The 22,898-nt window shown below is 40.0% G+C and carries 24 protein-coding genes and 1 tRNA gene; 13 read left to right on the forward strand and 12 right to left on the reverse strand.

All coding sequences use genetic code 11. The features are described from left to right. Positions 1-75 precede the first annotated feature (75 nt). The 10 genes from FD716_RS07340 to FD716_RS07385 all read right to left on the reverse strand — a co-directional run bounded on the left by FD716_RS07340 (position 76) and on the right by FD716_RS07385 (position 13,998). Positions 76-1,377 carry a Y-family DNA polymerase gene (locus tag FD716_RS07340; RefSeq protein WP_139851688.1) on the reverse strand — a complete coding sequence of 434 codons (1,302 nt, stop codon included), beginning with the start codon at positions 1,375-1,377 and terminating at the stop codon, positions 76-78. Further along, positions 1,374-1,835 carry a LexA family protein gene (locus FD716_RS07345; protein WP_139851689.1) on the reverse strand — a complete coding sequence of 154 codons (462 nt, stop codon included), beginning with the start codon at positions 1,833-1,835 and terminating at the stop codon, positions 1,374-1,376. The genes FD716_RS07340 and FD716_RS07345 overlap by 4 nt, the downstream gene beginning before the upstream one ends. 230 nt (positions 1,836-2,065) lie before the next feature. Continuing rightward, positions 2,066-3,238 (reverse strand): hypothetical protein, encoded by a 1,173-nt coding sequence (locus tag FD716_RS07350; protein ID WP_139851690.1) that lies wholly within the window; start codon positions 3,236-3,238, stop codon positions 2,066-2,068. Positions 3,239-3,441: 203 nt separating this feature from the next. After that, positions 3,442-5,100, reverse strand: a complete 1,659-nt coding sequence (locus tag FD716_RS07355; protein ID WP_139851691.1) for an HAL/PAL/TAL family ammonia-lyase — start codon at positions 5,098-5,100, stop codon at positions 3,442-3,444. A gap of 24 nt (positions 5,101-5,124) precedes the next feature. After that, entirely contained in the window at positions 5,125-6,972 is a 1,848-nt protein-coding gene (locus FD716_RS07360; protein WP_139851692.1) for a LysR substrate-binding domain-containing protein, read from the reverse strand. Beyond that, complete coding sequence (locus tag FD716_RS07365) at positions 6,969-8,300, reverse strand: MFS transporter (protein ID WP_139851693.1); 1,332 nt, start codon at positions 8,298-8,300, stop codon at positions 6,969-6,971. The genes FD716_RS07360 and FD716_RS07365 overlap by 4 nt, the downstream gene beginning before the upstream one ends. A 112-nt stretch (positions 8,301-8,412) precedes the next feature. Then, positions 8,413-10,056: a urocanate hydratase gene (locus FD716_RS07370; RefSeq protein ID WP_139851694.1), complete on the reverse strand. Its 1,644-nt coding sequence runs from the start codon at positions 10,054-10,056 to the stop codon at positions 8,413-8,415. Between the two features lie 135 nt (positions 10,057-10,191). Further along, positions 10,192-11,280 carry a DUF917 domain-containing protein gene (locus tag FD716_RS07375; protein WP_139851695.1) on the reverse strand — a complete coding sequence of 363 codons (1,089 nt, stop codon included), beginning with the start codon at positions 11,278-11,280 and terminating at the stop codon, positions 10,192-10,194. Between the two features lie 91 nt (positions 11,281-11,371). After that, entirely contained in the window at positions 11,372-12,622 is a 1,251-nt protein-coding gene (locus FD716_RS07380; protein WP_139851696.1) for a Zn-dependent hydrolase, read from the reverse strand. A gap of 2 nt (positions 12,623-12,624) precedes the next feature. Beyond that, entirely contained in the window at positions 12,625-13,998 is a 1,374-nt protein-coding gene (locus FD716_RS07385) for a dihydroorotase (RefSeq protein WP_139851697.1), read from the reverse strand. 985 nt (positions 13,999-14,983) lie between these two features. Between FD716_RS07385 and FD716_RS07390 the strand changes: the two genes are divergently transcribed. The 6 genes from FD716_RS07390 to FD716_RS07400 all read left to right on the forward strand — a co-directional run bounded on the left by FD716_RS07390 (position 14,984) and on the right by FD716_RS07400 (position 17,384). Beyond that, complete coding sequence (locus FD716_RS07390) at positions 14,984-15,664, forward strand: hypothetical protein (RefSeq protein WP_139851698.1); 681 nt, start codon at positions 14,984-14,986, stop codon at positions 15,662-15,664. A gap of 542 nt (positions 15,665-16,206) precedes the next feature. Further along, a tRNA-Ile gene (locus FD716_RS07395) sits at positions 16,207-16,283 on the forward strand. 40 nt (positions 16,284-16,323) lie between these two features. Continuing rightward, a complete protein-coding gene (locus FD716_RS18850) occupies positions 16,324-16,485 on the forward strand; it encodes a hypothetical protein (protein WP_171477002.1) in 162 nt (53 codons plus the stop codon). Between the two features lie 299 nt (positions 16,486-16,784). Further along, positions 16,785-16,916 carry a hypothetical protein gene (locus tag FD716_RS19260; RefSeq protein ID WP_267285304.1) on the forward strand — a complete coding sequence of 44 codons (132 nt, stop codon included), beginning with the start codon at positions 16,785-16,787 and terminating at the stop codon, positions 16,914-16,916. Between the two features lie 67 nt (positions 16,917-16,983). Further along, on the forward strand, positions 16,984-17,142 hold the full coding sequence (locus FD716_RS18855) for a hypothetical protein (protein ID WP_171477003.1): 159 nt from the start codon (positions 16,984-16,986) through the stop codon (positions 17,140-17,142). Between the two features lie 14 nt (positions 17,143-17,156). Next, the gene (locus tag FD716_RS07400) at positions 17,157-17,384 is read left to right on the forward strand and encodes a helix-turn-helix domain-containing protein (RefSeq protein WP_139851699.1); all 228 of its coding nucleotides are present in this window, start codon (positions 17,157-17,159) and stop codon (positions 17,382-17,384) included. Between the two features lie 29 nt (positions 17,385-17,413). Here the strand turns inward: FD716_RS07400 and FD716_RS07405 are convergent, their stop codons facing one another. Next, positions 17,414-17,668, reverse strand: coding sequence for a helix-turn-helix domain-containing protein (locus FD716_RS07405; RefSeq protein WP_139851700.1), 255 nt, complete (start codon positions 17,666-17,668; stop codon positions 17,414-17,416). A gap of 110 nt (positions 17,669-17,778) precedes the next feature. On the opposite strand from FD716_RS07405, the gene FD716_RS07410 reads away from it, so the two are divergent. The 5 genes from FD716_RS07410 to FD716_RS07430 all read left to right on the forward strand — a co-directional run bounded on the left by FD716_RS07410 (position 17,779) and on the right by FD716_RS07430 (position 20,118). After that, positions 17,779-18,309 (forward strand): hypothetical protein, encoded by a 531-nt coding sequence (locus FD716_RS07410; protein ID WP_139851701.1) that lies wholly within the window; start codon positions 17,779-17,781, stop codon positions 18,307-18,309. Between the two features lie 67 nt (positions 18,310-18,376). Next, the gene (locus FD716_RS07415; RefSeq protein ID WP_139851702.1) at positions 18,377-18,826 is read left to right on the forward strand and encodes a hypothetical protein; all 450 of its coding nucleotides are present in this window, start codon (positions 18,377-18,379) and stop codon (positions 18,824-18,826) included. A gap of 76 nt (positions 18,827-18,902) precedes the next feature. Beyond that, positions 18,903-19,463 carry a hypothetical protein gene (locus FD716_RS07420; protein ID WP_139851703.1) on the forward strand — a complete coding sequence of 187 codons (561 nt, stop codon included), beginning with the start codon at positions 18,903-18,905 and terminating at the stop codon, positions 19,461-19,463. Continuing rightward, positions 19,438-19,773 (forward strand): hypothetical protein, encoded by a 336-nt coding sequence (locus FD716_RS07425; RefSeq protein ID WP_139851704.1) that lies wholly within the window; start codon positions 19,438-19,440, stop codon positions 19,771-19,773. Before FD716_RS07420 ends, FD716_RS07425 begins: the two co-directional genes overlap by 26 nt. A 66-nt stretch (positions 19,774-19,839) precedes the next feature. Then, positions 19,840-20,118 (forward strand): hypothetical protein, encoded by a 279-nt coding sequence (locus FD716_RS07430; protein ID WP_139851705.1) that lies wholly within the window; start codon positions 19,840-19,842, stop codon positions 20,116-20,118. A 123-nt stretch (positions 20,119-20,241) separates the two neighbouring features. Here the strand turns inward: FD716_RS07430 and FD716_RS07435 are convergent, their stop codons facing one another. Then, positions 20,242-20,691 carry a hypothetical protein gene (locus tag FD716_RS07435; RefSeq protein ID WP_139851706.1) on the reverse strand — a complete coding sequence of 150 codons (450 nt, stop codon included), beginning with the start codon at positions 20,689-20,691 and terminating at the stop codon, positions 20,242-20,244. A gap of 251 nt (positions 20,692-20,942) precedes the next feature. On the opposite strand from FD716_RS07435, the gene FD716_RS07440 reads away from it, so the two are divergent. Next, a complete protein-coding gene (locus FD716_RS07440) occupies positions 20,943-21,590 on the forward strand; it encodes a hypothetical protein (RefSeq protein WP_139851707.1) in 648 nt (215 codons plus the stop codon). 92 nt (positions 21,591-21,682) lie between these two features. Beyond that, complete coding sequence (locus tag FD716_RS07445) at positions 21,683-22,879, forward strand: site-specific integrase (RefSeq protein WP_139851708.1); 1,197 nt, start codon at positions 21,683-21,685, stop codon at positions 22,877-22,879. Positions 22,880-22,898 lie beyond the last annotated feature (19 nt).

Genomic DNA, 22,898 nt, shown 5'->3' on the forward strand with positions numbered 1-22,898 from the left:
ATTTTCACTAGGATCAGTCATATCGTATTTTATACATTTAATAAGATGAATATGAAAAAATATTAGTTTTACTTTTTATTTATCGCTAACGCTCAACATTCCCATCATACTAAAATAATTGCGGCTCATATGAGCACGATGCATACTCCATTTTCGATCTGGTAAATAACAGGTGCCTAGCGCCAGTTTAGTTTTACCAAAACGATCTTGCACATGCTCATAGGCTTGCATGAGCTTTTCATTTTTTTGGTCGTGTGTATTGTCGGTAAAAAGATCTGGAATATACGAGGATTGTGGAATAAGGTTATTTAAAATAATGCCGCATTTTTTATATTTCACATGTGTTTTAAAGAGCGTTTTAAGCTGGCTAAATGCGATATTGCTCAGTACCGTTAAATTGTCACTTGGATTGGGGAGTTCAACACTCGCTGATTGATTATAAAAAGGTAGATTGGGATCGAAAGGACTCGATTGCACAAAAACCGTCAACATACCACACAGATGTTTTTCCTTTCTTAAGCGTTGTACAGCATCTTGAATATATTTGCTCAAAGCTTCTTTTAAATCATCAAATTCAGTAATCTTTTCACCAAAGGAACGACTGGCAATAATTTGTTTTTTGGGGGCAGGTGCATCTTCAATCTCAATACAAGAGCTTCCCTGAAGTTCCAGTACGGTTCTGGCCATGACAATACTGAATTGTTTTTGTAGAAAAATCGGATCACTACAAGCCAAATCAAAAACGGTATGAATATTCATGCTTTTTAATTTTTTTGAATGTTTGCGGCCAACCCCCCAAACCTCTGCAACATCGATTGCTTGTAAAATTTGTTCCTTAATTAATAAATCCATATCCGCCAAATTACACACCCCTTGCCAGTGAGGGGTTTGCTTTGCAATGTGATTGGCAAGTTTCGCTTCGGTTTTACTGTGGCCAATACCGACACAAACGGGTAGCCCAATCCATTTTAAAATACGCTTTCTCATGGTTTGGGCATAATCAATTAAATGATATTGCGCAGCATAAGCGGTTAGATCGAGAAAGCATTCATCAATGCTATAAATCTCCTGCTCGGCAGGTGTGACATAACTGCCAAGTATGGCGTGAAAGCGCGTACTCATTTCAGCATAAAGCGCATAATTACTCGAAAGCACTTGAATATCATGTTGCTGAATCAGGTCTTGTATTTGAAATAAGGGCACTGCCATTTTAATGCCCAAGTCTTTGGCTTCTTGTGATCTGGCGACAGCACAACCATCATTATTAGATAAGACGATCACGGGTTTATTATTTAATTGGGGGTTAAATACACGTTCACAGGAGACGTAGCAATTATTCACGTCAATCAGCGCAAAGATCTTCTCCGCTGATTTCATCGAAAATGCTTAATTGAACTGGTCACCACACCCCAAATCATCGAGTCCTGAAATTCAGTGAGATGAATATCATCAAAGTCGGGGTTTTCAGCTTTAAGCCAACAAATACCTTGTTTTATTTTTAAACGTTTGAGGGTGAAGTCATTATCAATCAGCGCAATCACAATATCATTATGCTTAGCATCTAAACTTCGATCGACAATTAATATGTCGTCAATATTAATTCCAGCATCACGCATAGAAAGTGATGCAACTCGTACCAAAAAAGTGGCATTCGGATTGCGAATTAAATGCTCATTGAGGTCTACTTTCTTATCAATATAGTCTTGGGCTGGAGATGGAAAACCGGCTGAAACTTTTTCTGCAGCCAGTGGAATTGAAGTATGCGTTTTAGCTGTGATGTGTAATACATCGCAAATCTCATCGCTACTTTTTGTAGGGAATTTTAATAGGGCCATGCTACGCCAACTTGATAACGTTACAAAATCAAATTGTAGATTGAATGTGTGGAAAGTTCAAGCTGAAAGATGTGCAGGGGGAACGAGATTTTATCTCAGACGCGGTGCTTATTTAGCTCAAAAACCATTTTATAATATACGCAAAATACGAAAATTATAAAATGGCGTGGTTAAAACAGCGCTATCGTCCAATCTGAAATCGGACTCAAGCACAACAGTGTTGTTGGGGCTTAGAAATAGTAAGCAATTGAGACATTGGCCTTTTTATTCCATTTGTCATTGCTGCCATTTGCGAGGCCATTGGCATCACCCAAGTAGGGATCATGTTTACCAATTAAATATTCTGCCTGTATGGTGATATCTTTCAGCATAAAAGAAAGACCGGGAATAATGCGAAAACTATCTGCACTATCGCCTTTTTTATTAATGTAGCCACTGTAGTTAATATATGGACGAATTGAATTGATATATTCAAATTTCTGAGGGAATAAATAGCTGACTTCAGTCGAGAAAAAATCACCTTCAGTGGCAGAGTTAAATGAAGCGTCAAAGCCACCAAGGGTAATGTGATCTGGATATAAATCATCTTTATTGTCAATTTTTTGATGACCAAGTAATAAATTCATACTCCAGTTTTCATAATTCATGTCAGTAAAAATAGACCAAACTTTTCGAGAGCCGGTTGCATGGGTATTTTTATTTTCAACATCTGAATACCAAGCCGATGCCCCAAGTTTGTAGTTGAGGTCATCATATTTAAATTGATGCACATAGCGCGCCACCAGCATATTCTTTTCTTTGGTATTGGTTCCATTGACGACATAATCATCTGCGTTGACCATATTAATGCTATATCGGCGTGAGTCTTTAGAATGTCCCTGAAAATTACCGCCATCCGTTGGATAGAAAGCCAAATCAAGCTGATTGCTTTCAGTTTTATGTTGGTACTTTAGCCCGAGGTTATGTACATCTTCGAGACCCATTGCATTGCCCATACCGAGATAAAAAGTTTTACCCCAAAAGCGGTCTATGCCAAAGGGAACAGGATTTAAACCCGCAATTACTTTATTTTTGTCATCAATTTTATAACCAACCCATGCATCTGTTAGCCAGCTTGCATCACCCAGATGGCCATAATATTCATAAGCGCGATAATCTAGATGGCCAATGATTTTATTGGATTCATAATCAATTCTTAAAATAGCATCAGAAAAGGAAAACTTACTGGTGGTTGGATCTGAATAATCATCATATACATATTTACCGCGAATCGCCCCACCAATATCAACCTGACCCGCTGTAGATTCTTTATCCCCGAAAGTAAGACCTGCATAACCCCATTGTGAGATTACAATTGAGCTGGCAATAATTGTTTTAAATAAAAAAGTTTTTTGCTTTAACATCGGTTTGTCCTAAGTAAATTATGACTGAACTCATCAGTGAGTTCTCGTTTTTCAATCATTTAAAAATCAGAAACTGACGGAATTAAATAGATCAAAATAATAAGCTTCGATTGAAGTAAATAATGCGATATAGCACATTTAAGCGAATGCACTATTTAAAGAAGGTTAATATTCTACAGCAAAATAATGACACTTTTACAGTATTAGTACTGTTTCCAGAATGGAATACTTTTTTCAATCAGTGCCGTTGTCGCAATATCTTGATTTATAAAGGCAACATGTTGGCGATATTGTTTCATGAGTTGTGCGCTACTCTGACTGAGTTGAAAGCCCTCACGTAAATCGACGGCTTGAGCGGCATGTAACAACTGAAAAGCGGAGATATCATATAAACCATTAATAATCGCCTGACTATTCTCTAAAGTCAGATTGCTCATGGTTGCCGTATCCTCAATATTGCCTGCGAGTGTTGCACCCATAAACCATTGGGGTTGTGCCAGTAATTTGATTTTCTGATTGACAGTGACAAAGGGTTTTTGAATTGCACCAAAGGCATGGCCATGGTTATCTTTTGCAGCCAAGAAGCGTGGTAGTTTCGTGAATTCTGGATTTTCGGTACGAATCAGTTGTTGGGTCATGATTTCAGCAAGTTTTGCCAGTGCTTCATTTAACTGTGCAGCGGCTCTAGTGACGGGCAGGAAGTTAAAATTTGCTGTTGGAACAATCGCAGCAGAAGCTTTCCCTGGAATGCTGTAACGTTGCATTTGTGCAGTGCTGTCATTTGTATTTAGACCCGCAATCAGAACCAAGGGGTTGTCATCACTGTGATTGATTTGAATCAACAACATTTTTTCCAATTCCGTATTGGCGGTGCGAACTTCACCCAGCGTATAGGCCATGGTTCGATAAGAGAGCGGATCTTGTAAGGCTCGTTCGCTGCTCGGTTTCCATAAGTCACTGCCTTTTAAGGCCTGACGTATATCCGCCGCCGCTTTTTGTACTTCAGGATAAGGTCGTGCATTTAGAGCCGATTCGCTAAATGGTGCGACATTGCCATTAAATCCTTCAAGCATCAATGCAAAAAGTTGTACTTCCTTTTGGTACAAAGCTTTACTTTGATTGAGTACATCAATGGCATTGGCAGCCATCAATGCATTGGTGCTCAAAATCGATAGAAAGTCTTTGCCAATCGGTTGTAATGGCTTGATTTTAAGTTGATTCATCACATTGATCGAAGGCTGAACTTTGCCTTGGTAGACCACATTCCACTCACCAATCATAGCCAAGCCAATATGAGAGGCTAGGGTGATATCGGCTTCTCCAACACTGCCTTGGCTTGGAATTACGGGCGTAATGCCTTTATTTAAAAACTCGACATACTGCTGTGCAAGCGCAGGGGAAATACCAGCTTCACCATTTAAAAAAGTATTTAATCGGATCAGCATTGAAGCACGTACGGTACTCACAGGTAGAGCTTGTCCTAAGCCAGAGCTGTGTGCACGTAAAGAGGTTTGGTTAAATTTTTGTGACAATTCGACCAGTTCAGAAGATAAAACTCGCTGACCATTAACCTCATGAAAAACAGGATGATCTTTATTCCAACCCACACCAACCGTTAGACCATAGACCGGAACGTTATTTAAAGCTGCCTGCATAACGGTGTCATAACCCGCTTTAATATTATTTTTCGCATCTTGGCTTAAGGTGACGCTGGCCTGCTCTGAGGCGACTTTATTGACCATCTCTATAGTTAATTGACGCTTCGGTGTGAGGGTGATCGTTTCAGCGTATAGCGTGTGACTACTGAGTATGACGCTGAAGGTAAAGCAGATCTTCAACATGTGGGCATTCCATTTGCGCATGTGATATTCCTGTGGTGAGGTGAGTTACTTCAATAGAAATTGCAGTAAGCTATTTTCTATTGGATTTAAAATGCGGTGGCTGAGATAAGCCAAGCGCAAAATTCGGTTTAAATTCGGGGTTAATTGAATAAATCTAACTTTGTTCTGTTCAATCAATTGCGTAACGGCTGATTTTGGTAAAATGGTGGCATAGCGCCCTTCAATGACCCAGTGCTGGTTGATATTTAAACTGTCTGATTGAATTTCTGGTTGAAGTTCAACTCCAAGACTTAAACAGTGTTGGTCAATGAGAAGGCGCATTCCTGTTCCTTTTCTTGGCAAGACCAATTGAAAATGAATGAGATCACTCCAATTGAGTGCGGTAATGGTCGCATCAATTTTTGAGGGGTGAATGACCAAGCCCATCGTTTCAGGCTTTTGAATTGGGACATGGGTTACCCAAGGTGAATCCGCTTCGATAATGGCTAAATGCAATTCATGGTTGCGGAGCGCATCAATCAGATAACGATGTCGCTCTTCGATAATTTCCAGTCTGACTTGTGGGTTTTGCTGCTGCCATTCGTTGACTTGATTGGCAATTACTTGAACCAAGGTGCTTTTGCTATCAATACTGGGCAAAAGCCCCAAAGATAAATGTTGCTGTTGGCTTAAGCGTTGACCATCACAGTATTCAAATAACTCGGTGAAGATATGTGACATGCCTTTGCACAGTTCGAGGAATATTTCGCCAACGTCCGTTTTTAAGATCTGGCGAACTCCCATCTTGCGATACAGCAGTTCATAACCAACGGTGTGTTCCAGTTTTTTAAGTTGGATACTGAGGTTGGATTGGGTCATAAATAAGGTTTCGGCAGCGGTACTAATCGAGCCAGACTTAATGGTTTGGTGTAAATAAATCCAATGCTTTAGCTGTGTCTTTGGTGACCAACTGGCACTGCCATGATTAGATTGAAATGCGGTTAAATACGACTGCATAAAGGTTTCAATGACAGGGTGCTGTCCTTCATGCTGAATCTGCAAAAATGCTTGTGGTATTTCTGGCAGGTGGCTGATGCGCCAGTCTGCAGCTAAAATTTGTTGATCAAGGAGCAGGCTATTCACCAGAAAGGATTTTTTCTGATCATTGGGCCGGCTTAAAATCTGTCGATAATCTGTGCTGATATGCTCAAAAGACAGATGAGAAGATTCAATAAAAGAGGCAATTTGTTGTAATAAAATCCAAGGCAGGCGAGGCAAAGATAACTTTAACCCGGCAAGATCTTTGAGAGATAGTGTTTCCGCCAGGTCCAATGACTCATGACTAAGCAAACACCAATGGCCAGGAACTGAGGTGATCTCGGGTGTGGTCGCTAAGGCTTGTTGTGCCCAATCAATACGGACTTCACCAAGACGCGACCATTTTGGAATCCATTCGGAAATTGAGCTCTGCCGAATATCAAAACTATCAAAGGGCAGTGGCCAAATTAAAACATTGGGATACTGCTGCTGACAAAGTTGAATGGCATTTTCGAGCGCCCGACTAAGGCGCCCACCATAAAATCGTAATGGTAATTTGATTTCTAACCACTGTATTGGCTCGGCTAAATCGTGTCGATAATGTGTGGCAAAATGCTCAAGGATCAGGGCCGGTAAGATAAATCGACCCAATGAGAGCCCTTGTTCATTGACATATAATCGCTTACGCAAACGTTCAAACAATGGAAGTGATAAAACATCTTCTAATTTGCTTAAACGTTCACTTAAGTTCGAACGAGAATAGCCCAGTATCTGTGCGCTCTGGCTCAGATTGTTGTTGTGACAAACCAACAAATAATAACTGAGCGCAGACCATTCAATCCGATTTAGCTTTGTTGAAAGTGGAATAGGTTTCATACGATTTTGTTTACACTCTGGCTTTCTGGGACAACTTCTGCATTGAGGTTAAACATGAAGTGTAACGCGATTAATCCGACAAAACTGGCCATGATTAAATAGAACGATGGAGCCATCACATTATATGCTGTTGCCCAAGTCAGCAGTGCTGGAGCGAATCCTGCGAAGAAAATGGTCGCAATATTATATGAAATAGACATACCAGTTGTGCGTACAGCGACAGGGAAAATACTGGCCAAGGCTGCTGGTGCGACACCACAGAAAATAGAGACCATCATGCAGAACGCAATATGCACCATAATTAGGGTGGAGAAAGTTGGACTATGCTGTAACCACGCCAGTAAGGGATAGCTGCCAAACAAAAGAATGAGTGCGCCAATCTTTAGAATACGTGCCATGCCAAAGCGATCTGCTAAGGAACCTGAAACAACACAGAGCACCACCATAAAGACATTGCCGATCAGAGAAGCAGTAAAGGCTTGATTTCGTGTAAATCCTAATCCTGCACTATGTGACGAGTAGTAGGTTGGCATATAAATAATGAAGGTATAAATGCTCACGGCCCATAAAATCGAGAACATAAAACCAAACAAGATATGTTTTGGATATTCTTTCAGAATAGTTTTTAAGGTGGGTGGAGCGATGTGTTGCTGTGCGCGTTGTTGAATCTTAAAGTCTTCAGTTTCATCGAGATTACGACGAATATACCAACCTACAGGAACAATCAAGAGGCCAATAATAAAGGGAATACGCCAAGCCCATTCATGAATTTCGGGGTCGGTAAAATAGCTGGTGATTGTGACACCCACCAAAGCGGCAAGAATGTTGGAAATCCCCATGCTGGCCTGTAACCAAGAGGCATAAACGGCTTGTTTTTCTTTAGGTGCTGATTCCACTAAAAATGCAGTGGCGCCCCCAATTTCTCCACCAGCAGAAAACCCCTGTAATAAACGGCCAACCAATAATAAAATCGGTGCGCCAATACCAATCATCCAGATCGGTGGTGCGATGGCAATAATTAAGGTCCCAATAGCCATCAGTGCAATGGTGAGTACCAAGGCAGATTTACGACCGACTCGGTCACCATAAAGGCCGAGATAGAGTGCACCGAGTGGACGGGCAATGAAACCTACGGCAAAAATTAAAAAAGTTTTAAATAAGGTCGAATTTTCATCGCCATCGATAAAAAAACTATGCCCAATATAGGTGGCAAAAAAAGCAAATACACTGAAGTCATACCATTCTAGTGCATTACCGATGGATGCTGCTGCAACCGCCTTGCCTGGCGATTTTTTGCTTGAGGTCGTATCTTGATTCATTCGTTCCATGATTTTTCCCAGTGCTGGAAATAATATCTTTCCTTAATATTAAATCTACTTTTCTCAGGGCGAGGGGGGAGATGGTTATCACCACAAGCCCAAAGAAAATGCTAGCAACGTATTATGTTAGTGAAATGTAATGCAGCCCTTTTTGCATCGCCTCATCTAAAGCTTCTGGGTAGCCGGCATCGGCATAACGCATGATGCCGAGACTGGTATCATTGGTGAGGCTAAGTTGTAAGCGCTCGGTTGCTTCTGCGCTACCATCGGCAATCACAGTTACACCCGCTGATGTCATATAGCCGCTATAACCGCCACCGCCAGAATGAATCGCCACCAAGTCTGCACCCGACGCACAGTTGACCATGGCATTAATCAGTGGCCAATCGGCAATCACATCTGAACCATCGATTAAGTTTTCAGTCATGATATTAGGATGGGTCATGGCACCAGCATCAAGATGATCACGGGTAAATGCGATTGGGGCTTTTAAGACCCCTTTGGCGACCATGTCATTTACAGCAAGGGCCAATTCAGTCCGTTCTAAATGTCCTAACCAGCCAATGCGAGCAGGTAAGCCTTCAAAAGGAACATGTTTGCGTGCCAGATGAATCCAATTGGTCACAATTTTATTTTCAGGGAAGCGTTGTAAAATAAAGTCATCAATGATTTTGATATCTTCTGGATCATTGGATAAGGCTACCCAACGGAAAGGGCCGATCGCGCGGCAGAACAATGGACGTAAGAATGCTTCGGTAAATACTGGAATATCAAAGGCATTACTCACCCCAGTATTAAAGGCATGGGTGCGAATCAGATTGCCATTGTCAAAGACCACCGCACCTTTTGCCTTGAAATCGAGCATTGCAGTAACATGTTGTTTGATACTGGCCAAACTTGCAGCCATAAGTTTTGGATGGTCATGATTACGCATTTCGACAATGTCTGCATATTCAAAACCATGTGGAATATAGCCATAGACCAGATCATGTGCTGAGGTTTGGTCGGTCACAATATCAGGCGTGATATTACGACGTACCAGTTCTGGATAAACTTCAGCAGCATTACCAACCAAGCCAACAGAAATTGCTTGTTTGGTGGCCTGTGCATGTTGAATTAAAGCCAAGGCTTCATCTAAATGATCCGCACGATGTTGCAAATAACCAATTTTCATCCGTTTATCAATACGTTCAGCATCAGTTTCAACCACGAGGGTTGCAGCATTGGCCAAATAACCTGCCAATGGCTGTGCACCGCCCATCCCTCCCAAACCTGCTGTTAAAATAAAACGGCCGCTTAAGTCTCCATTAAAATCACGGTTGGCAATATGGTTGAAAATTTCGTAAGTTCCTTGAATCACACCTTGTGAGCCAATATATTGCCAAGCGCCTGCGGTTAGGCCACCCCAGCAAATTAAGCCTTTTTTCTCTAAGTCATAAAAGACTTCGGCTTTTGCCCATTGACCCACCATATTGCAGTTTGCCATGATCACTAACGGGGCTTTGGCATGGGTTTTGAGTAGCCCAATGGGCTTACCAGACTGAACGATCAAGGTATAATCTTCAGTCATGGTTTTTAAGGTATGTACGATCGCGTCATGGCTTGGCCAATTGCGTGCAGCTTTGCCCATCGCAGCATAAACAATTAAATCTGCAGGATTTTCACCAACTGCCAGCACATTTTCCAATAAACGTAGCAGTGCTTCTTGACGCCAGCCTTTACAACGTACTTGTGTACCACTGGTGACTGTAAATTTCTGATTCATATTCAATCCTTGTGAATTTTGTCCTTGTGACGCCTATCTTTGCAATTTCAATCTTTAACGCATCTATTTGAAAACGGCCTAATTAAAAAAATGGCTAAGTATTCAAGCGTGCGTATTTAACGGGGTGTACTGTACTTAAGCAAGGGCATATTCCATTAATGGAATACCTAATGTTGCTTCGACATGTGGATAGACACTTGGATCAATCACGCTAGAAGACAGTGGTAATTTAGATTTTTCAATGTGAAAAACTAAAATTTCCATTCCTGGTAGTACTTTACTTGCACTAAGTGGTTGGCCATCCATATTTAAAGTAGTGATCACATCTGGATAGGTAGCTAGACGTTCACCTTGTGCATTTTCGACCGCCATATGTTCATTCATGACATGGATACGCACTTTGTTTGCACCGGTTCCAATCTCAATCACACCAACATCAAAGGCTTCATCGGTATAACGCAGCGTGTTCGCCGTGACTTTTCCTGATACCAAAATTTGTCCATTGGTTTCTTTGCAAATGGCATCGACCACAGCAGCACCGCCTGCAGGTTCAGCCGCACAAATGGCCTGACCTAAGGACAGTGCCTTGGAAATACCACCCAATGCTGCATTTTGGCGAACGTATGAAGCACGTAAAGGATTGCGGCAACTGGCAATAAAACCACCAGACATATCGGATGCTTTGCGTAAAATAGGTGAGACTTTGGCGGTTGCACCACGAGTAACCAATTCAATATACTGATTATTTTCACGATTGCCGCCAACAGCAGTCTGAATCATTTGTTCAGTCGAGTTGGCCATGCCAATTGAGCCCATATCACCTGTGGGATGGGCACGAATATCACCAACTGCATCAATAACTTTTGTTCCTAAAATGGCAGAAGGTAACCAAGCATTTAAGGTCGATGACATGCCATTTTGTCCAATAATCAAGCCATACAGCTTTTCACCGAGCGCATCTTGTAGCAATGAGGCAGCTTTAACATAGTCCATGCCTAGCATTTCCCAGTCGGTCAAACCACCCGGTGCACCAATCGCTGCAGCTGTTGCAATCCAAGCATCATCATTGACTTCATCCATACTGACCAATTCTGGGCGACCAATGGTGACCGCCATGGTGCCTAATTCACGACCATGCTCGACCCAACCACCACCACCGCAGGCAAAGACCGAACCACCTTTGATTGCAAACTCGACATCTTGTAATGTTAAAATCCGTGACATTTCATTTCCTTATCTATATCAATTTAAAGCAGATATTTACTTAATCTATTTACTAACTTGATGAACTCAGTCTATTTGCTTAGTTTATTCACTAAACAGGTCGAGCAGCGGCATCGACGCTGAGTAGAGTTTGTAGCAATACAGCAACACCGCGGCTTAAATCGACTTCATGGGTCCATTCCTCTGGACAGTGACTTTTTCCATCGACGCTTGGCACAAAAATCATGGCACTTGGAGCAAGCTTGGCAATAAATGCCGCATCATGCCCAGCACCACTCGACATCCGTTGATGGCTGGCTTTTTCAGTTTTGCAGGCAGCTTCAATGTGCTGCATCAGCGTTTCATCACATTGCATGGGATAGGTATCAGTTAAACGTTCAAATTCAACTAACTGCAATTGACGGGGTGGGAGAATATTGTGAATCATTTGATGAAGGGCATCTGCAAACTCCTCCATCCAGCCGCGGGTATCGGAACGAATATCAAAGACCAATTGCGTGCGACCAGGGACGACATTGCTGGCATTGGGTTTGTTGAACACTTGACCGCAGGTTGCAACAAAATAGCCATGTTCACGTTGAGAGAATTGTTGTGCTAATTTTTCAGCGGCTAAAATAATTTCTGCCGCACCTGCCAGCGTATCTTTACGTAGGTTCATCGGGGTGGTACCTGCATGTGCAGCTTGACCTGTTAAGGTTAAACTTAAACGGATAATGCCCACGATGCCGGTAACTACACCAATATCTATTTGTTTATGTTCAAGTACTACGCCTTGCTCAATATGTAGTTCTAGAAACTGTGCTACATCAGTACGCAAACTTAACTGTGTGGTGTCACCGCCCATGCGAGTGACAGCATCTGCCAAGGTTTCTTGGCTTTGCGGATGTGGCGTATTGATGAGATCTTGGGTTAAATAGCCACTGATGCCACGGCTACCAACACATGAAATGCCCCACTCACTCGGCTCTTCAGCTAAAAAATCTACAATTTCTAAATCATGGTTGAGCGTAATATGATGATCTTGCAGCACTTGCGCACATTCGAGCCCTGCAATCACACCTGCCATGCCATCAAAGCGACCACCAGAGGGGACTGAATCACTGTGCGAGCCGATCATGATGCAGCCCAATTCAGGGTGTGTACCGGCTTTGCGGCCAATTAAATTGCCTGCAGTGTCCACATGTACAGTTAGACCCGCAGCTTGCATTTGTTCGGTTAACCAAGCACGACCTTGTAAAAAACATTCGCTAAAAGAACGTCGGGTGTAAGGACGCTCAGCTTCAGTAATTTCACCCAAGCGCATTAATTGTTGCCAATAACGCTGACGATTGATTGTGCGCATGTTTACACCTTTTTATTGAGGAGTGGCTGAACAAACTGACCAAAACCGGGCTGGCTAATAACGACTTGATCTTGGAAGACCCATTCACCACGAACCATTGTTGCAATCACTTGATAATCGATAGACAGACCATCATAGGGACTCCAGTCAGAGAAGTTGTAATTGCTGGCTTTTGCGTCGTAAACGTAGCTTTGTTTTTTGACGATGGCCAAGTCTGCATCACGACCAATTTCTAAAGCACCTTTTTGATGTTGGATGCTAAATAATCGGGCAGGGTTATAACTGAGCACTTGAGCAATCCGACTGAATGGAATATTACGTTTGGCTGCACCATCGATCATCAGGGTAAGCAACAAGGCTAAACCTGTGGCGCCAGAGGCATTTTCAAAAATATTGTCATGGGTTTTGCGGTCAATTGACCAACTGACATGATCGGTTGAAACCACTGTAATATTGCCTGCAGCTAAGTGCTGCCAAAGCGCCTCACGCTCAACTTTGCTACGAATAGGGGGATTGACTTTGGCGCGGCCACCTAAACGCGCCACGTCTTCGTCTTCAGATAAGATCAAATAATGTAAGCAGGCTTCTATTGTGGTATCAAAGCCTTGACGTTGATAGCTTTGGCAGATGTCATAACCACGTTGGTTTGAACAATGCACCACATGCGCGCGACACCCAGTATCGACACCCAATTCATAAACTTGATTGATGGCTAGGTTTTCAGCATAAATTGGACGTGATGCTGAATGTGCAGTGTAATCGGTAGCACCTTTGGCTTTATAGTCCGCTGTTAGGGCTTTTACCGTTTCATCATCTTCATTATGTACACCTGCGAATAAACCGTATTTTGCAATTTTAGCCATACATGCATGCATAGTTTTAGGAGGAATGCGTGGGAAGCGCTCTGGGTCTGTGCCAAAGGTTGAGAATTTAAATCCGATTGCACCTGCAGCAATAATTTCCTCAATTTTTTCATCACCTTGATCGGGATGAACCGTGCCATACAAGGCAAAGTCAACACGTGCTTGCTGTTTTGCCTCCGCTTTTTTTAGTTCAAAACGTTCTGCATCACAAATTAAGCGGCCTGCATCATAGGGCATATCGACGATGGTGCCGACACCACCAGCAGCCGCAGAATGAGTAGACCAAATAAAATCCTCTTGGTCTTTTTGACTACGGCTGTGTACTTGTGCATCAATTGCAGCAGGAAAAATATAATGACCCTGAAAATTATGAATGACATCTGCATCAGGTTGTCCTGCCTCAACAGCACCAATTCGTGCAACTTTTCCTTGGTCAATGGCGACATAGCCATGTTCAATCTCACCTGATGCTAGAACCACATGGCCTAACACAAGTTGTTGATACTTTTCCATAAGTAATCTCCTACATGCCGCTTTGGTGTTTTCTTTATGTGCCTAAGATTAGCGTGCTCATCAAAAAAATTCCTATTCCGATTTTAAGAAAAAACATAAATAAAACCGAACAACATTTTCAAATATTTAAATTTATTTAGTTATTTTTTCAATACATTTTGAAATATAGCGGCTCATTACAGCGAGTTGCTTTAAGACTGGCGAAGAGGGGGCGCGATAAGCAGCAATATTTTGATCAACTAAAATGGCAATGCGTTCAGTCGAAAATCAACAACTGCCTGAAAAAAGTCGGGCTTTAATTTGCTGCTAAAAACTTAAGTTGTATTACTTGATGGTGTTACAGATAGAGGTAAATCATTAGCCGAATAAAAGGGGATCTGCAGCCTAAATCTGAGGGTTGTGCTGAGTGGTGTTGCGGGGGAGATTAATATCGAGATGGATTTAGTTAATAATGCGAAGTTTAGGGTTTAACATACGATTTAACTTAAATAATGGATACAGCTAGGCTGGTATATTTTAATTTTAAAATAATAATATCTCATGCACATCGTTAAATAATAAGTGTTTTATAGCTAATATTTAAACCGAATTGCCGAGAGCCAGAGTATAAATTCCTTTATAACTGCAATTGCTTAATCTTAACTTTAATTTTGTTAAAATAATTTTGAATCATAATATCTTGCGAAGCTGTGCTTCTCATCTCACTCAATTTAATGGTTTATGCTTTGAATAGATCTGTGTAAATACCTGATTTTTTTACTCATGCTAAACTCCTGATGAGTATGGATCAGCCGATCAAGTAGGCGCCAAGATTTTTATCTGCACAGATCTATAGCAGTACAGAGGCTGTTTCAAATATTGCTGGTCAATAATTTGGCTAGGATTAGATCTGGGCTTTTAAGTCAGAACAAAAATCAAACTTATCTAGAGGTAGTCTTTTTATCCAATATTTAGTATTTTAATCGCTCTAAAAGAGTAAATTATTATGAAAAATATATTTGTTGGGCTTGTTTGCTGTTTAGCTCCTTTTGCAAATGCTGAAAATTTAGAATGTGAAAATAACGATCAACTATTTGAAGAAATCATTCAAAAAAAATCAAACACGGATCATATAAATGATGAGAAGGAGATACAACGCTATACTGAAAAATATGACTATTCATATTTATTTAATAAAAACCACCCTGGTAAACAATTTTGGGCAGCCAAGCATTTACAATTTGCAAAACCATCGTGGTCTGAAAATGCCTGGATTAGCCAGCGTGAATACAATAAACGGATTAAAGCGATTGCAAAACACAATACGACAAACAATTCGAACCCATATTCTTATGAAATTTTGCCGCCTAAATCAAATGTTTTAACTCAGGTCGGCGAAGTATGTGTAATACCCGTTCAAGCATATATTAATGTAGCTGGTGAAGCTGAATTAAAAGAAGGAGAACGTAAAAACAATTCAGAGAATTTAATGGTTGAAGCGATGCGAATTGATCATATTTTTGTTAGAGACACAAAGAATAATCAATGGCGTGTTTTAGCGTTTAATCGCGATATTTCAAATAAAGATTTTCAAGAGTTTTTCCCTGATCTCCCTGATCAAATTAAAAATGAATTGGATGATGGCGTTGTTGAGGCCCAAGTAGCAACTGAAGCATCTGAAGAGTGAATAAAGCGAAACCTGAAGTATTAGATTTAATTTATTTGCAGGATATGTTTTGTGGAATAGTACGTCGAAACAATAAAGGCAAAGCTATATTTTATAAAATGACTGCTGGCTAAAATCCAGTCGGATGAGAGAACGAATCACCACCTTCGGGTGGTTTTTTGTGGGTGCGATTTACTTACACGTTACTTATATGGATTCTAGAAATTAAACAACACTTATAAGTGATAAACTGTTCCCATAAATAATGCGAGAAACATCAAAATATGGAGCATTACATGGCATCTAGACTAAGAAGAAATCACTCAGATGAGTTTAAGGCAACCGAATCCGATGCTAAAAAAGCAAAACTTTATCATGAGCGTTGAAATAAAAGTCAAGTTACCCAATAAGCGTTTATAAACTATTTTATAGCATCGGATCACCTCAGAAGTAGGGGCGGTCAATAAACCATCACACCCATTCAGTTCAGCCTAAAGTTCTTGTGTTTAACTTTAAGATTCGCTAGTATTCGATTCGAAATACTTGATCTATCAGTATTTATAGGGCCTATAGCTCAGTTGGTTAGAGCAGCGGACTCATAATCCGTTGGTCCCGTGTTCAAGTCACGGTGGGCCCACCAAATTCAACCTCGTAAACCATTGGTTTATGAGGTTTTTTTAATGTCCGCTATCTTTGGAACATCGGACTTTGCGGTAAAAAATGCGGTCCATTTATTGAATAGTCCGTTGGGCTATCTCAACGGCAGTCTACTACACGCCTACTTTTTACTCCCCCTACATATTTTCAAGTACTTAGACTTTACACTCGATGTACAGCCATAGATGAATCATCTCTAGTCGACTCCATCGTGGCGTAAAGCGAGTGGAAAATGTAAGGCTTGGGGGATTTTTAAAATTTCCTGTATTTCCTGTTTTGCACTGCCTCTCTAGGGGATATCGTTGGTCGAATTGGGGAGTTTGGCTAGAAGATTGTTTGCTTGACAGTTCTTGAGGAATCTCAGATGTGATCAGTTTACGGTGAGTCTTTCAATCATAATTTCAATATCTTAATTTCTTTTGTTGCTGAAATTCCTTTTTTAGTTAAGATAGTTCCTTAACTTACTAATTTAAAGGAAATAATTATGCCTTCTCCAAAAGATACTAAAGGTCCAATCGTTAAAACAGGCCCTACAGCAGGTCAAAACCGTTCACGTAATGAAGATGGTGAATGGCGTAAAAAGCGCTCTGATGCTGGAAAACCACGAGCTAAATAAGAAGAATCGTATCTAGTCCAATTTCACGCACATATTATTTTCATGGTCCATAAACAAAGGAGTGACCATGAATAAATATTACCCTGAACTTGATGCTGTTTCTGACTTTGTCGAAGTAATTCCTTATCCTCAATGTAAATCCATTGCAAATGCAATTCGTATTTGCAATGACCAAGATACGGATATTGTTGAAAAGTTACGTGCTGTTGTACTGGCTTTGCTCTAGGGAGAGACTTTGTCATGAAAGCATTGCAACAATGGCTAACGCTACAACGTCAATTGAAGAGCCTTTCTCAATTAGAGTTGGCGCAACGTCTGAATAAGTCTGTTCACTATATTCAACAAATTGAGCAGGGATTGTACTTCTTGGAGATCATTGAGTACTTACACTACTGTAGAACTTTAGGTATTGATCCTAATATTGGAATAGCATTGCTTGAGAAGGAAATCCAAGCACAAACTGACTAATTCCGCACCACTTTACAAAGCAGTAAGATTCATTCTTTCGAATCTAATATTGCCTGTTGAATCAGATCTAAACCGTCTTTGGGATTAATTCCAAGTGTACGGCAATACCAAACATACTCAACAACATCTAAACGGCGTTCGCCCTGTTCAACTTTTTGAACATACGAATGCGGCTTGTCCATGCGCTCAGCTAATGCTCGCATTGATAGTTGTTGGGATTCCCGTACTTGCTTCAACCATTTAGTTAAAGTCTGCATTTCTTGGGTATTGATACTTGTCGTCATGTACCTATTATCAGTACAATGCATTTTGTACCCAAAACAGGTACATTGCATTTAAGATATTGATTGCTTGAATAAAACTAAGTGTGAACTTAAACAACTAGGATAAATTTATGGGGTTTTCTAATCTACTCAGCTCTGCACTCACCGCAGTAGCAACGCTTTCAGGTAATCCAGACCTACAACGAGCGGCTGATTCAGCCAATGAGCTTGTAATCTCTTACCAGACTCAACAACAGCAAGAGATGGCTAAGCGTATCCTAAGTTCACCTGATGGTATTGCCCCCTTTACAGAAAAGGGTCAAACCGTATGGCGAGCTTTGCAATACAACGAAAATGGAGAAATTGTAGGTTTTGCTGATTTCAGTACGAAAGAAGAATATCTCCTACTCAAGCAACAGGAACTCTACGCTCAACAATTGAAGCAGCAACAAATGAAAGTTGAGCAACAAGAAGCTGAAAGACGTTACGCTGCTGAGAAAAAACAAAAGGCTAGTTCCGCCTCTTCGCAGATTAATGCCTATGGAAACATGGTCATTACTTTGGAACAAGCTGCATGGAGCTGTACAAACTATCCTGACTATACACCGTCTTGGGATGCTTGCATTAAGCGTGAAATCAATAAGGCCGATCAAAGACGTTGATTGTTCAAATCACAAAACGAGTTGTCAGACTCATTTCACTTTACTTAAATTTTGCTAGGTCGTTTGTATGAAAAAATTAATGTTAATGTCTTTGTTTGCTTTCACTGGTATTGCACAGGCAGCACCGAATGTATGGAATGAAGTATATTCTCAAGGATTCTCTGAATATTCTATTCGAGATGCCAATGGCAATACGTTATTGATTGCTTGTAATGATGAGGCTGGAGGTGATTATGATCATTCAGCATGGCTTCAAATGAAAAATAAACGGATTCAAAATACGGATTCAAAATATCCACTTACGTTCTTATTAGATGGTAAAACCAAAGTTGCTCCTACAGCTTCAACAAAATGGCGTAATGGCGCTAATGCTTGGTATGACTTCTCACATGGTATTGCTAAGGCAAAGAAAATTGAAGTATTCGTCAACAATAAAAAGGTGACGACTTTCATACCAACATCACAAAGCATTAAATCTACTGCCAAAGACATTGGCCTATGTCGACCAATGTTCTAATCATTCAATAAACTTTCTATATCCCGATGCGCTATCAAAGCTCATCGGGATTTTTTATGCTTAAAGGAATTCCAATATGCAACCTCGTATTTTTGATAAAGCCAATCAAACTCTCGTTAAAACGTTGAACTGCAATAAGCTATCTGAACGCTCTAAAGGTCAACTGCACTATCAGCTCTGGCAGGACAATGATGATCAATCTTTTGGGATTGCACTCAGTGGTAATGACTCCTCTGGGGGATTTAGTGCTGAACTCATCAAAGTTGAGCAGATCATTGCAACTTTAGAGCAGCTCTACCAAACAGCTAAGCCATTTCATGCAATAGCCCTGAAAGGCCTATTCATTGGGAAATCAGTTAACAATGCTAGTTTCTTGGGAGCAATCTTAGTCGATCAAGGTGTTATTCGACTTCACCCTCAAACCACACGATTGTTAGAAGTAAGTGATGAATATGAGTTGTGGCCATTATCTTTTGATGACTGTATTCAAGATGGTGAGTTATTAGAAAATACTGATAGTGGCGCTAAGAATTCCTCCAAGCGAACTAAAACAAAGGCTCAGCAACAAGCGTCCGTTAATATGGATACCGCACAGACTGAGGAGATAGACGATGAAATACATCAAGACGCCCACTGAGCTATACCAAGTTGCTAATCATTTTGTGAGAGCTAGCATTAAATTGCACATGCAGACTTTAGAACAACAGTATGCTGAACCGTATCAAGCCATCCTGCATGGGTGGTTTGTTGTTTGTGAGGATGATAAAGATATTGTTGAACCTTTTCACGGACTATCATTTAGCCTTGCTGAAAAGCTGCAATTAGGCGAAGTCGAATACGTGGAGAAAAAGCAAGATTGGTATGAAGTCTATATTCTATTAAATGATAACGAGGGCATCTTAATCTATGTCCCGATTGAGATATTAGAACGGCATAAAATCGCTTGAATCTAGCCTGTTTGCTACAGCACTGACCTAGCAACATCCCTATGAATTTTAATAAAGAGTCCATTTATGACAAGGCAACTATTATTCGCTTTGGGGAAAGTCGTATCTACGCCTAATGCCTTAGAGTTTGTTGTAAAGCATCACATCAATATTTTGATCTTGTTACATCGTCATCAAATCGGTGATTGGGGGGAGTTGTGTGAGGAAGATCGTGAATCCAATGAGGATGCTTTGATCACTGATTCGAGAATTTTGTCTAGCTATAATTTTGACCAAGACAAGATTTGGATCATTACCGAAGCTGATCGATCCCTAACAACGATCCTATTGCCAAGTGATTACTAGTGAAACCGCAAAATAGACCCCAAAGCGTAACCTGCTTTGGGGTTTGTTGTTATTGATCAAGACTTGCTAAGTGTTGATGCAATTTTTAGATGAGGTGACGGACGTTCTAGTAGTCCGAAGGCTTCATTCTTCATAGTCAGGAACTTTACGTATACGCTTTTGAGTATAAAATCCTCGATCTTTTTTATGCTTACTTCTGCAAATTCTTAAAGATAACTTTTTGAGTTTATTTCTATTTCTTTCCCTAAAGCTCAAAAATAGTTTGTTAAACGTGTGTCTAGAGCATTTAAACTCTAATTGTGATTTTTCGTACAGCTCTTTGGTACTTTTAAATCCACCTTTTCTTAATATATTAAATAAAAATTGATCAAACGTCTCATCTTCCACTCCTTTTTTATGAAAATTAGTCACACGTTTTACATAAAATTCCTCTTCAAGATCAATAGTTTTGAAGATTTGAATATAACGATAAGCTGAACTTTTAGGCGTATTAAACTTATACGCTATTTGATTTGCATTCATTTCAGGATTGTTTACTAATTCGCTAAATATCTCAGGAGGAATATGTGCCATTTCAGTTGATTAAAAAACAGTCAGTCATTTGATTTTTAAAAGTATGACATATTCACCAGTTTTATCCAGCTCGCATAGGAGAATGCTTTCGAAAAGGAAAACCCCAGTATCGTTTTTGATAAATTTTATTTATAAAATACAACATGTTATGTATATTTTATATCAATTTTACCAACTTATGATAATGTGAGATTATCTTTTCCGTTGCTAAAGGCAGCACTTAACTTGCTCAACTGAATGGATGATATCTCATGTCAAAAGTTTCTAAAAAATCTAAGTTTTCTGATTTAAAAGACAAATTAATGTTGAGAGGTCAAAATACTCTTAAAAATGAAATACACGTTGCCACAAACAACCTGTTTAGCGATTGTGTTGGTTTTTACTACAACACTGATATTTTTAAAGAATTCAATGATATCAACACTTTGAATGAAAAAGAAAATTTAAACCTCACCTTAAAAAAGTTAGGCAAGAAAGAAAAACCATTAAAAATCACAGGTGATTTTAGCTGTTCAATAACTAGGGCATATCTTGATTATATTGATCACAAAGTTTGTGTGGAATTATTAGATTATGCAATGTGTAGAGATGTTCCTTTATTGGTAATTAAAAATGAATTCAATCTGAAAGCATTAAAGATTAACTGTATGTCTTATCAATCAAATTATGATTTTACTGAGATACTAAATGATTACCAACCAGCTAAAATTATTTTCCTTCAACCTCAAAGGTATAACGGTTTTTCTGAGTGCTACATTTTGGGAGTTTATTTATTAGACGAAGAAAATAATTTTATTAGCAAGTTCATCATACAGTTTATGGATGAAAAAAATGCACCTAAAGGGTGTAAAAAACTTCGTGTACCAAAGTCTGTAAGCGAGTTTTATGCTTCATACTAATTTTTAAACCTCTCTAAATGTACTAATCCCTGATTCTTAAAACATGGTCTCATGATCAGGGATTAGTGCGCCTTTTTTTACAAGGAGACCTCATGAACAGCCCTTTTGCAATCAACGCATCAACTAATTTAGGAACGTCACAGTTTTTCAATATTGAAAAACTCACACTACCAGAGGGTAAATCCAAAGTTGAAATCTCAATTCCTCATGTTAAAGGCCTGAAAGTTGTTGTTTCAAATGCCAGTAAGAGCTTCATGTTTCGAGCTGTTTTTGCTCAAAAAAAAATCAGCTGCATGATAGGGAAATATCCTGATATTTCCCTAGAACAAGCTATAAATATCGTTATTCAGTATCAGCACTCACTGAACAAAGGTATTAACCCTTTGGAGGAGAAAAAACGTGTCAAGAATCTACCCACCCTAAAAGACTTTTTCTACAAAACGTATTTACCTTTGGCTAAATTGAATAAAAAGTCTTGGAAGGATGATATTTCAAGATTCAAGAATCATATTGAAGCGACTTTGGGGGCTATTCAAATCAATATAATTACAGCAGCGATGCTCAGTGACTTAATGTTGGAAATCAAAGGGGAAAATCGATCAAATGCAACGGTCAATAGATCGAGAGCATTATTAAGCAGTATGTTCAATCTAGCCTTCGAACGAGAAGTAATTGATCTTAGCCCAATGAGCCGTGTCAAAAAATTCGTAGAGCAGAATCATATTGAGAGATACCTCAGTGATGATGAGCTTCAGCGACTTATGCAGATTCTTACAAATCACAAAGTTCACGGCATCGAAAATCAAATTATTGTTGGCATCGTTGAAATGTTGCTATTAACAGGAGCACGTAAAGGCGAAGTACTCAACCTTAAATGGAGTGATTTAGATGAAAATAATCATCTATGGAAACTCAATGAAAATAAGTCGGGAAAACCACGCATTATTCAGCTGAATAGTGAGGCCCAACTAATCATACGCAGAATGTCTCGTAAATATCCTTATGTATTTGCAAACCCTGCAACAGCCCTACCTTACAATGATATACGTAAAACCTTTCAAAACATCTTGGAAGCTGCTCAGATTGAGAATTTCCGTATTCATGATCTACGTCATAACTTCGCAAGTATGGCTGTGAATAATGGTTGTGATATCTATGTGGTACAGCACTTGTTGGGCCATGCTTCACCGACCACCACGCAGCGGTATGCGCATCTACGCCAAGATACTTTGCGTAACGCATCTGAAATGCTAGCTGGACGTATCAACAGCGCTCGCCCAACTCTCTAACCCTTAATTTTAATCATTA

The organism is Acinetobacter pullicarnis (assembly GCF_006352475.1).
GTDB lineage: Bacteria > Pseudomonadota > Gammaproteobacteria > Pseudomonadales > Moraxellaceae > Acinetobacter > Acinetobacter pullicarnis.

What these genes read in the sequence shown, in the direction of transcription:
- FD716_RS07440 (WP_139851707.1), top strand. Translation starts at nt 20,943, where the DNA reads ATGTCAAAAGTTTCTAAAAAATCTAAGTTTTCTGATTTAAAAGACAAA.
- FD716_RS07380 (WP_139851696.1), bottom strand. Translation starts at nt 12,622, where the DNA reads ATGCGCACAATCAATCGTCAGCGTTATTGGCAACAATTAATGCGCTTG.
- FD716_RS07410 (WP_139851701.1), top strand. Translation starts at nt 17,779, where the DNA reads ATGGGGTTTTCTAATCTACTCAGCTCTGCACTCACCGCAGTAGCAACG.
- FD716_RS07365 (WP_139851693.1), bottom strand. Translation starts at nt 8,300, where the DNA reads ATGGAACGAATGAATCAAGATACGACCTCAAGCAAAAAATCGCCAGGC.
- FD716_RS07355 (WP_139851691.1), bottom strand. Translation starts at nt 5,100, where the DNA reads ATGCGCAAATGGAATGCCCACATGTTGAAGATCTGCTTTACCTTCAGC.
- FD716_RS07445 (WP_139851708.1), top strand. Translation starts at nt 21,683, where the DNA reads ATGAACAGCCCTTTTGCAATCAACGCATCAACTAATTTAGGAACGTCA.
- FD716_RS18850 (WP_171477002.1), top strand. Translation starts at nt 16,324, where the DNA reads ATGTCCGCTATCTTTGGAACATCGGACTTTGCGGTAAAAAATGCGGTC.
- FD716_RS18855 (WP_171477003.1), top strand. Translation starts at nt 16,984, where the DNA reads ATGAATAAATATTACCCTGAACTTGATGCTGTTTCTGACTTTGTCGAA.
- FD716_RS07405 (WP_139851700.1), bottom strand. Translation starts at nt 17,668, where the DNA reads ATGACGACAAGTATCAATACCCAAGAAATGCAGACTTTAACTAAATGG.
- FD716_RS19260 (WP_267285304.1), top strand. Translation starts at nt 16,785, where the DNA reads ATGCCTTCTCCAAAAGATACTAAAGGTCCAATCGTTAAAACAGGCCCT.
- FD716_RS07400 (WP_139851699.1), top strand. Translation starts at nt 17,157, where the DNA reads ATGAAAGCATTGCAACAATGGCTAACGCTACAACGTCAATTGAAGAGC.
- FD716_RS07415 (WP_139851702.1), top strand. Translation starts at nt 18,377, where the DNA reads ATGAAAAAATTAATGTTAATGTCTTTGTTTGCTTTCACTGGTATTGCA.
- FD716_RS07430 (WP_139851705.1), top strand. Translation starts at nt 19,840, where the DNA reads ATGACAAGGCAACTATTATTCGCTTTGGGGAAAGTCGTATCTACGCCT.
- FD716_RS07420 (WP_139851703.1), top strand. Translation starts at nt 18,903, where the DNA reads ATGCAACCTCGTATTTTTGATAAAGCCAATCAAACTCTCGTTAAAACG.
- FD716_RS07375 (WP_139851695.1), bottom strand. Translation starts at nt 11,280, where the DNA reads ATGTCACGGATTTTAACATTACAAGATGTCGAGTTTGCAATCAAAGGT.
- FD716_RS07360 (WP_139851692.1), bottom strand. Translation starts at nt 6,972, where the DNA reads ATGAAACCTATTCCACTTTCAACAAAGCTAAATCGGATTGAATGGTCT.
- FD716_RS07435 (WP_139851706.1), bottom strand. Translation starts at nt 20,691, where the DNA reads ATGGCACATATTCCTCCTGAGATATTTAGCGAATTAGTAAACAATCCT.
- FD716_RS07370 (WP_139851694.1), bottom strand. Translation starts at nt 10,056, where the DNA reads ATGAATCAGAAATTTACAGTCACCAGTGGTACACAAGTACGTTGTAAA.
- FD716_RS07425 (WP_139851704.1), top strand. Translation starts at nt 19,438, where the DNA reads ATGAAATACATCAAGACGCCCACTGAGCTATACCAAGTTGCTAATCAT.
- FD716_RS07350 (WP_139851690.1), bottom strand. Translation starts at nt 3,238, where the DNA reads ATGTTAAAGCAAAAAACTTTTTTATTTAAAACAATTATTGCCAGCTCA.
- FD716_RS07390 (WP_139851698.1), top strand. Translation starts at nt 14,984, where the DNA reads ATGAAAAATATATTTGTTGGGCTTGTTTGCTGTTTAGCTCCTTTTGCA.
- FD716_RS07340 (WP_139851688.1), bottom strand. Translation starts at nt 1,377, where the DNA reads ATGAAATCAGCGGAGAAGATCTTTGCGCTGATTGACGTGAATAATTGC.
- FD716_RS07385 (WP_139851697.1), bottom strand. Translation starts at nt 13,998, where the DNA reads ATGGAAAAGTATCAACAACTTGTGTTAGGCCATGTGGTTCTAGCATCA.
- FD716_RS07345 (WP_139851689.1), bottom strand. Translation starts at nt 1,835, where the DNA reads ATGGCCCTATTAAAATTCCCTACAAAAAGTAGCGATGAGATTTGCGAT.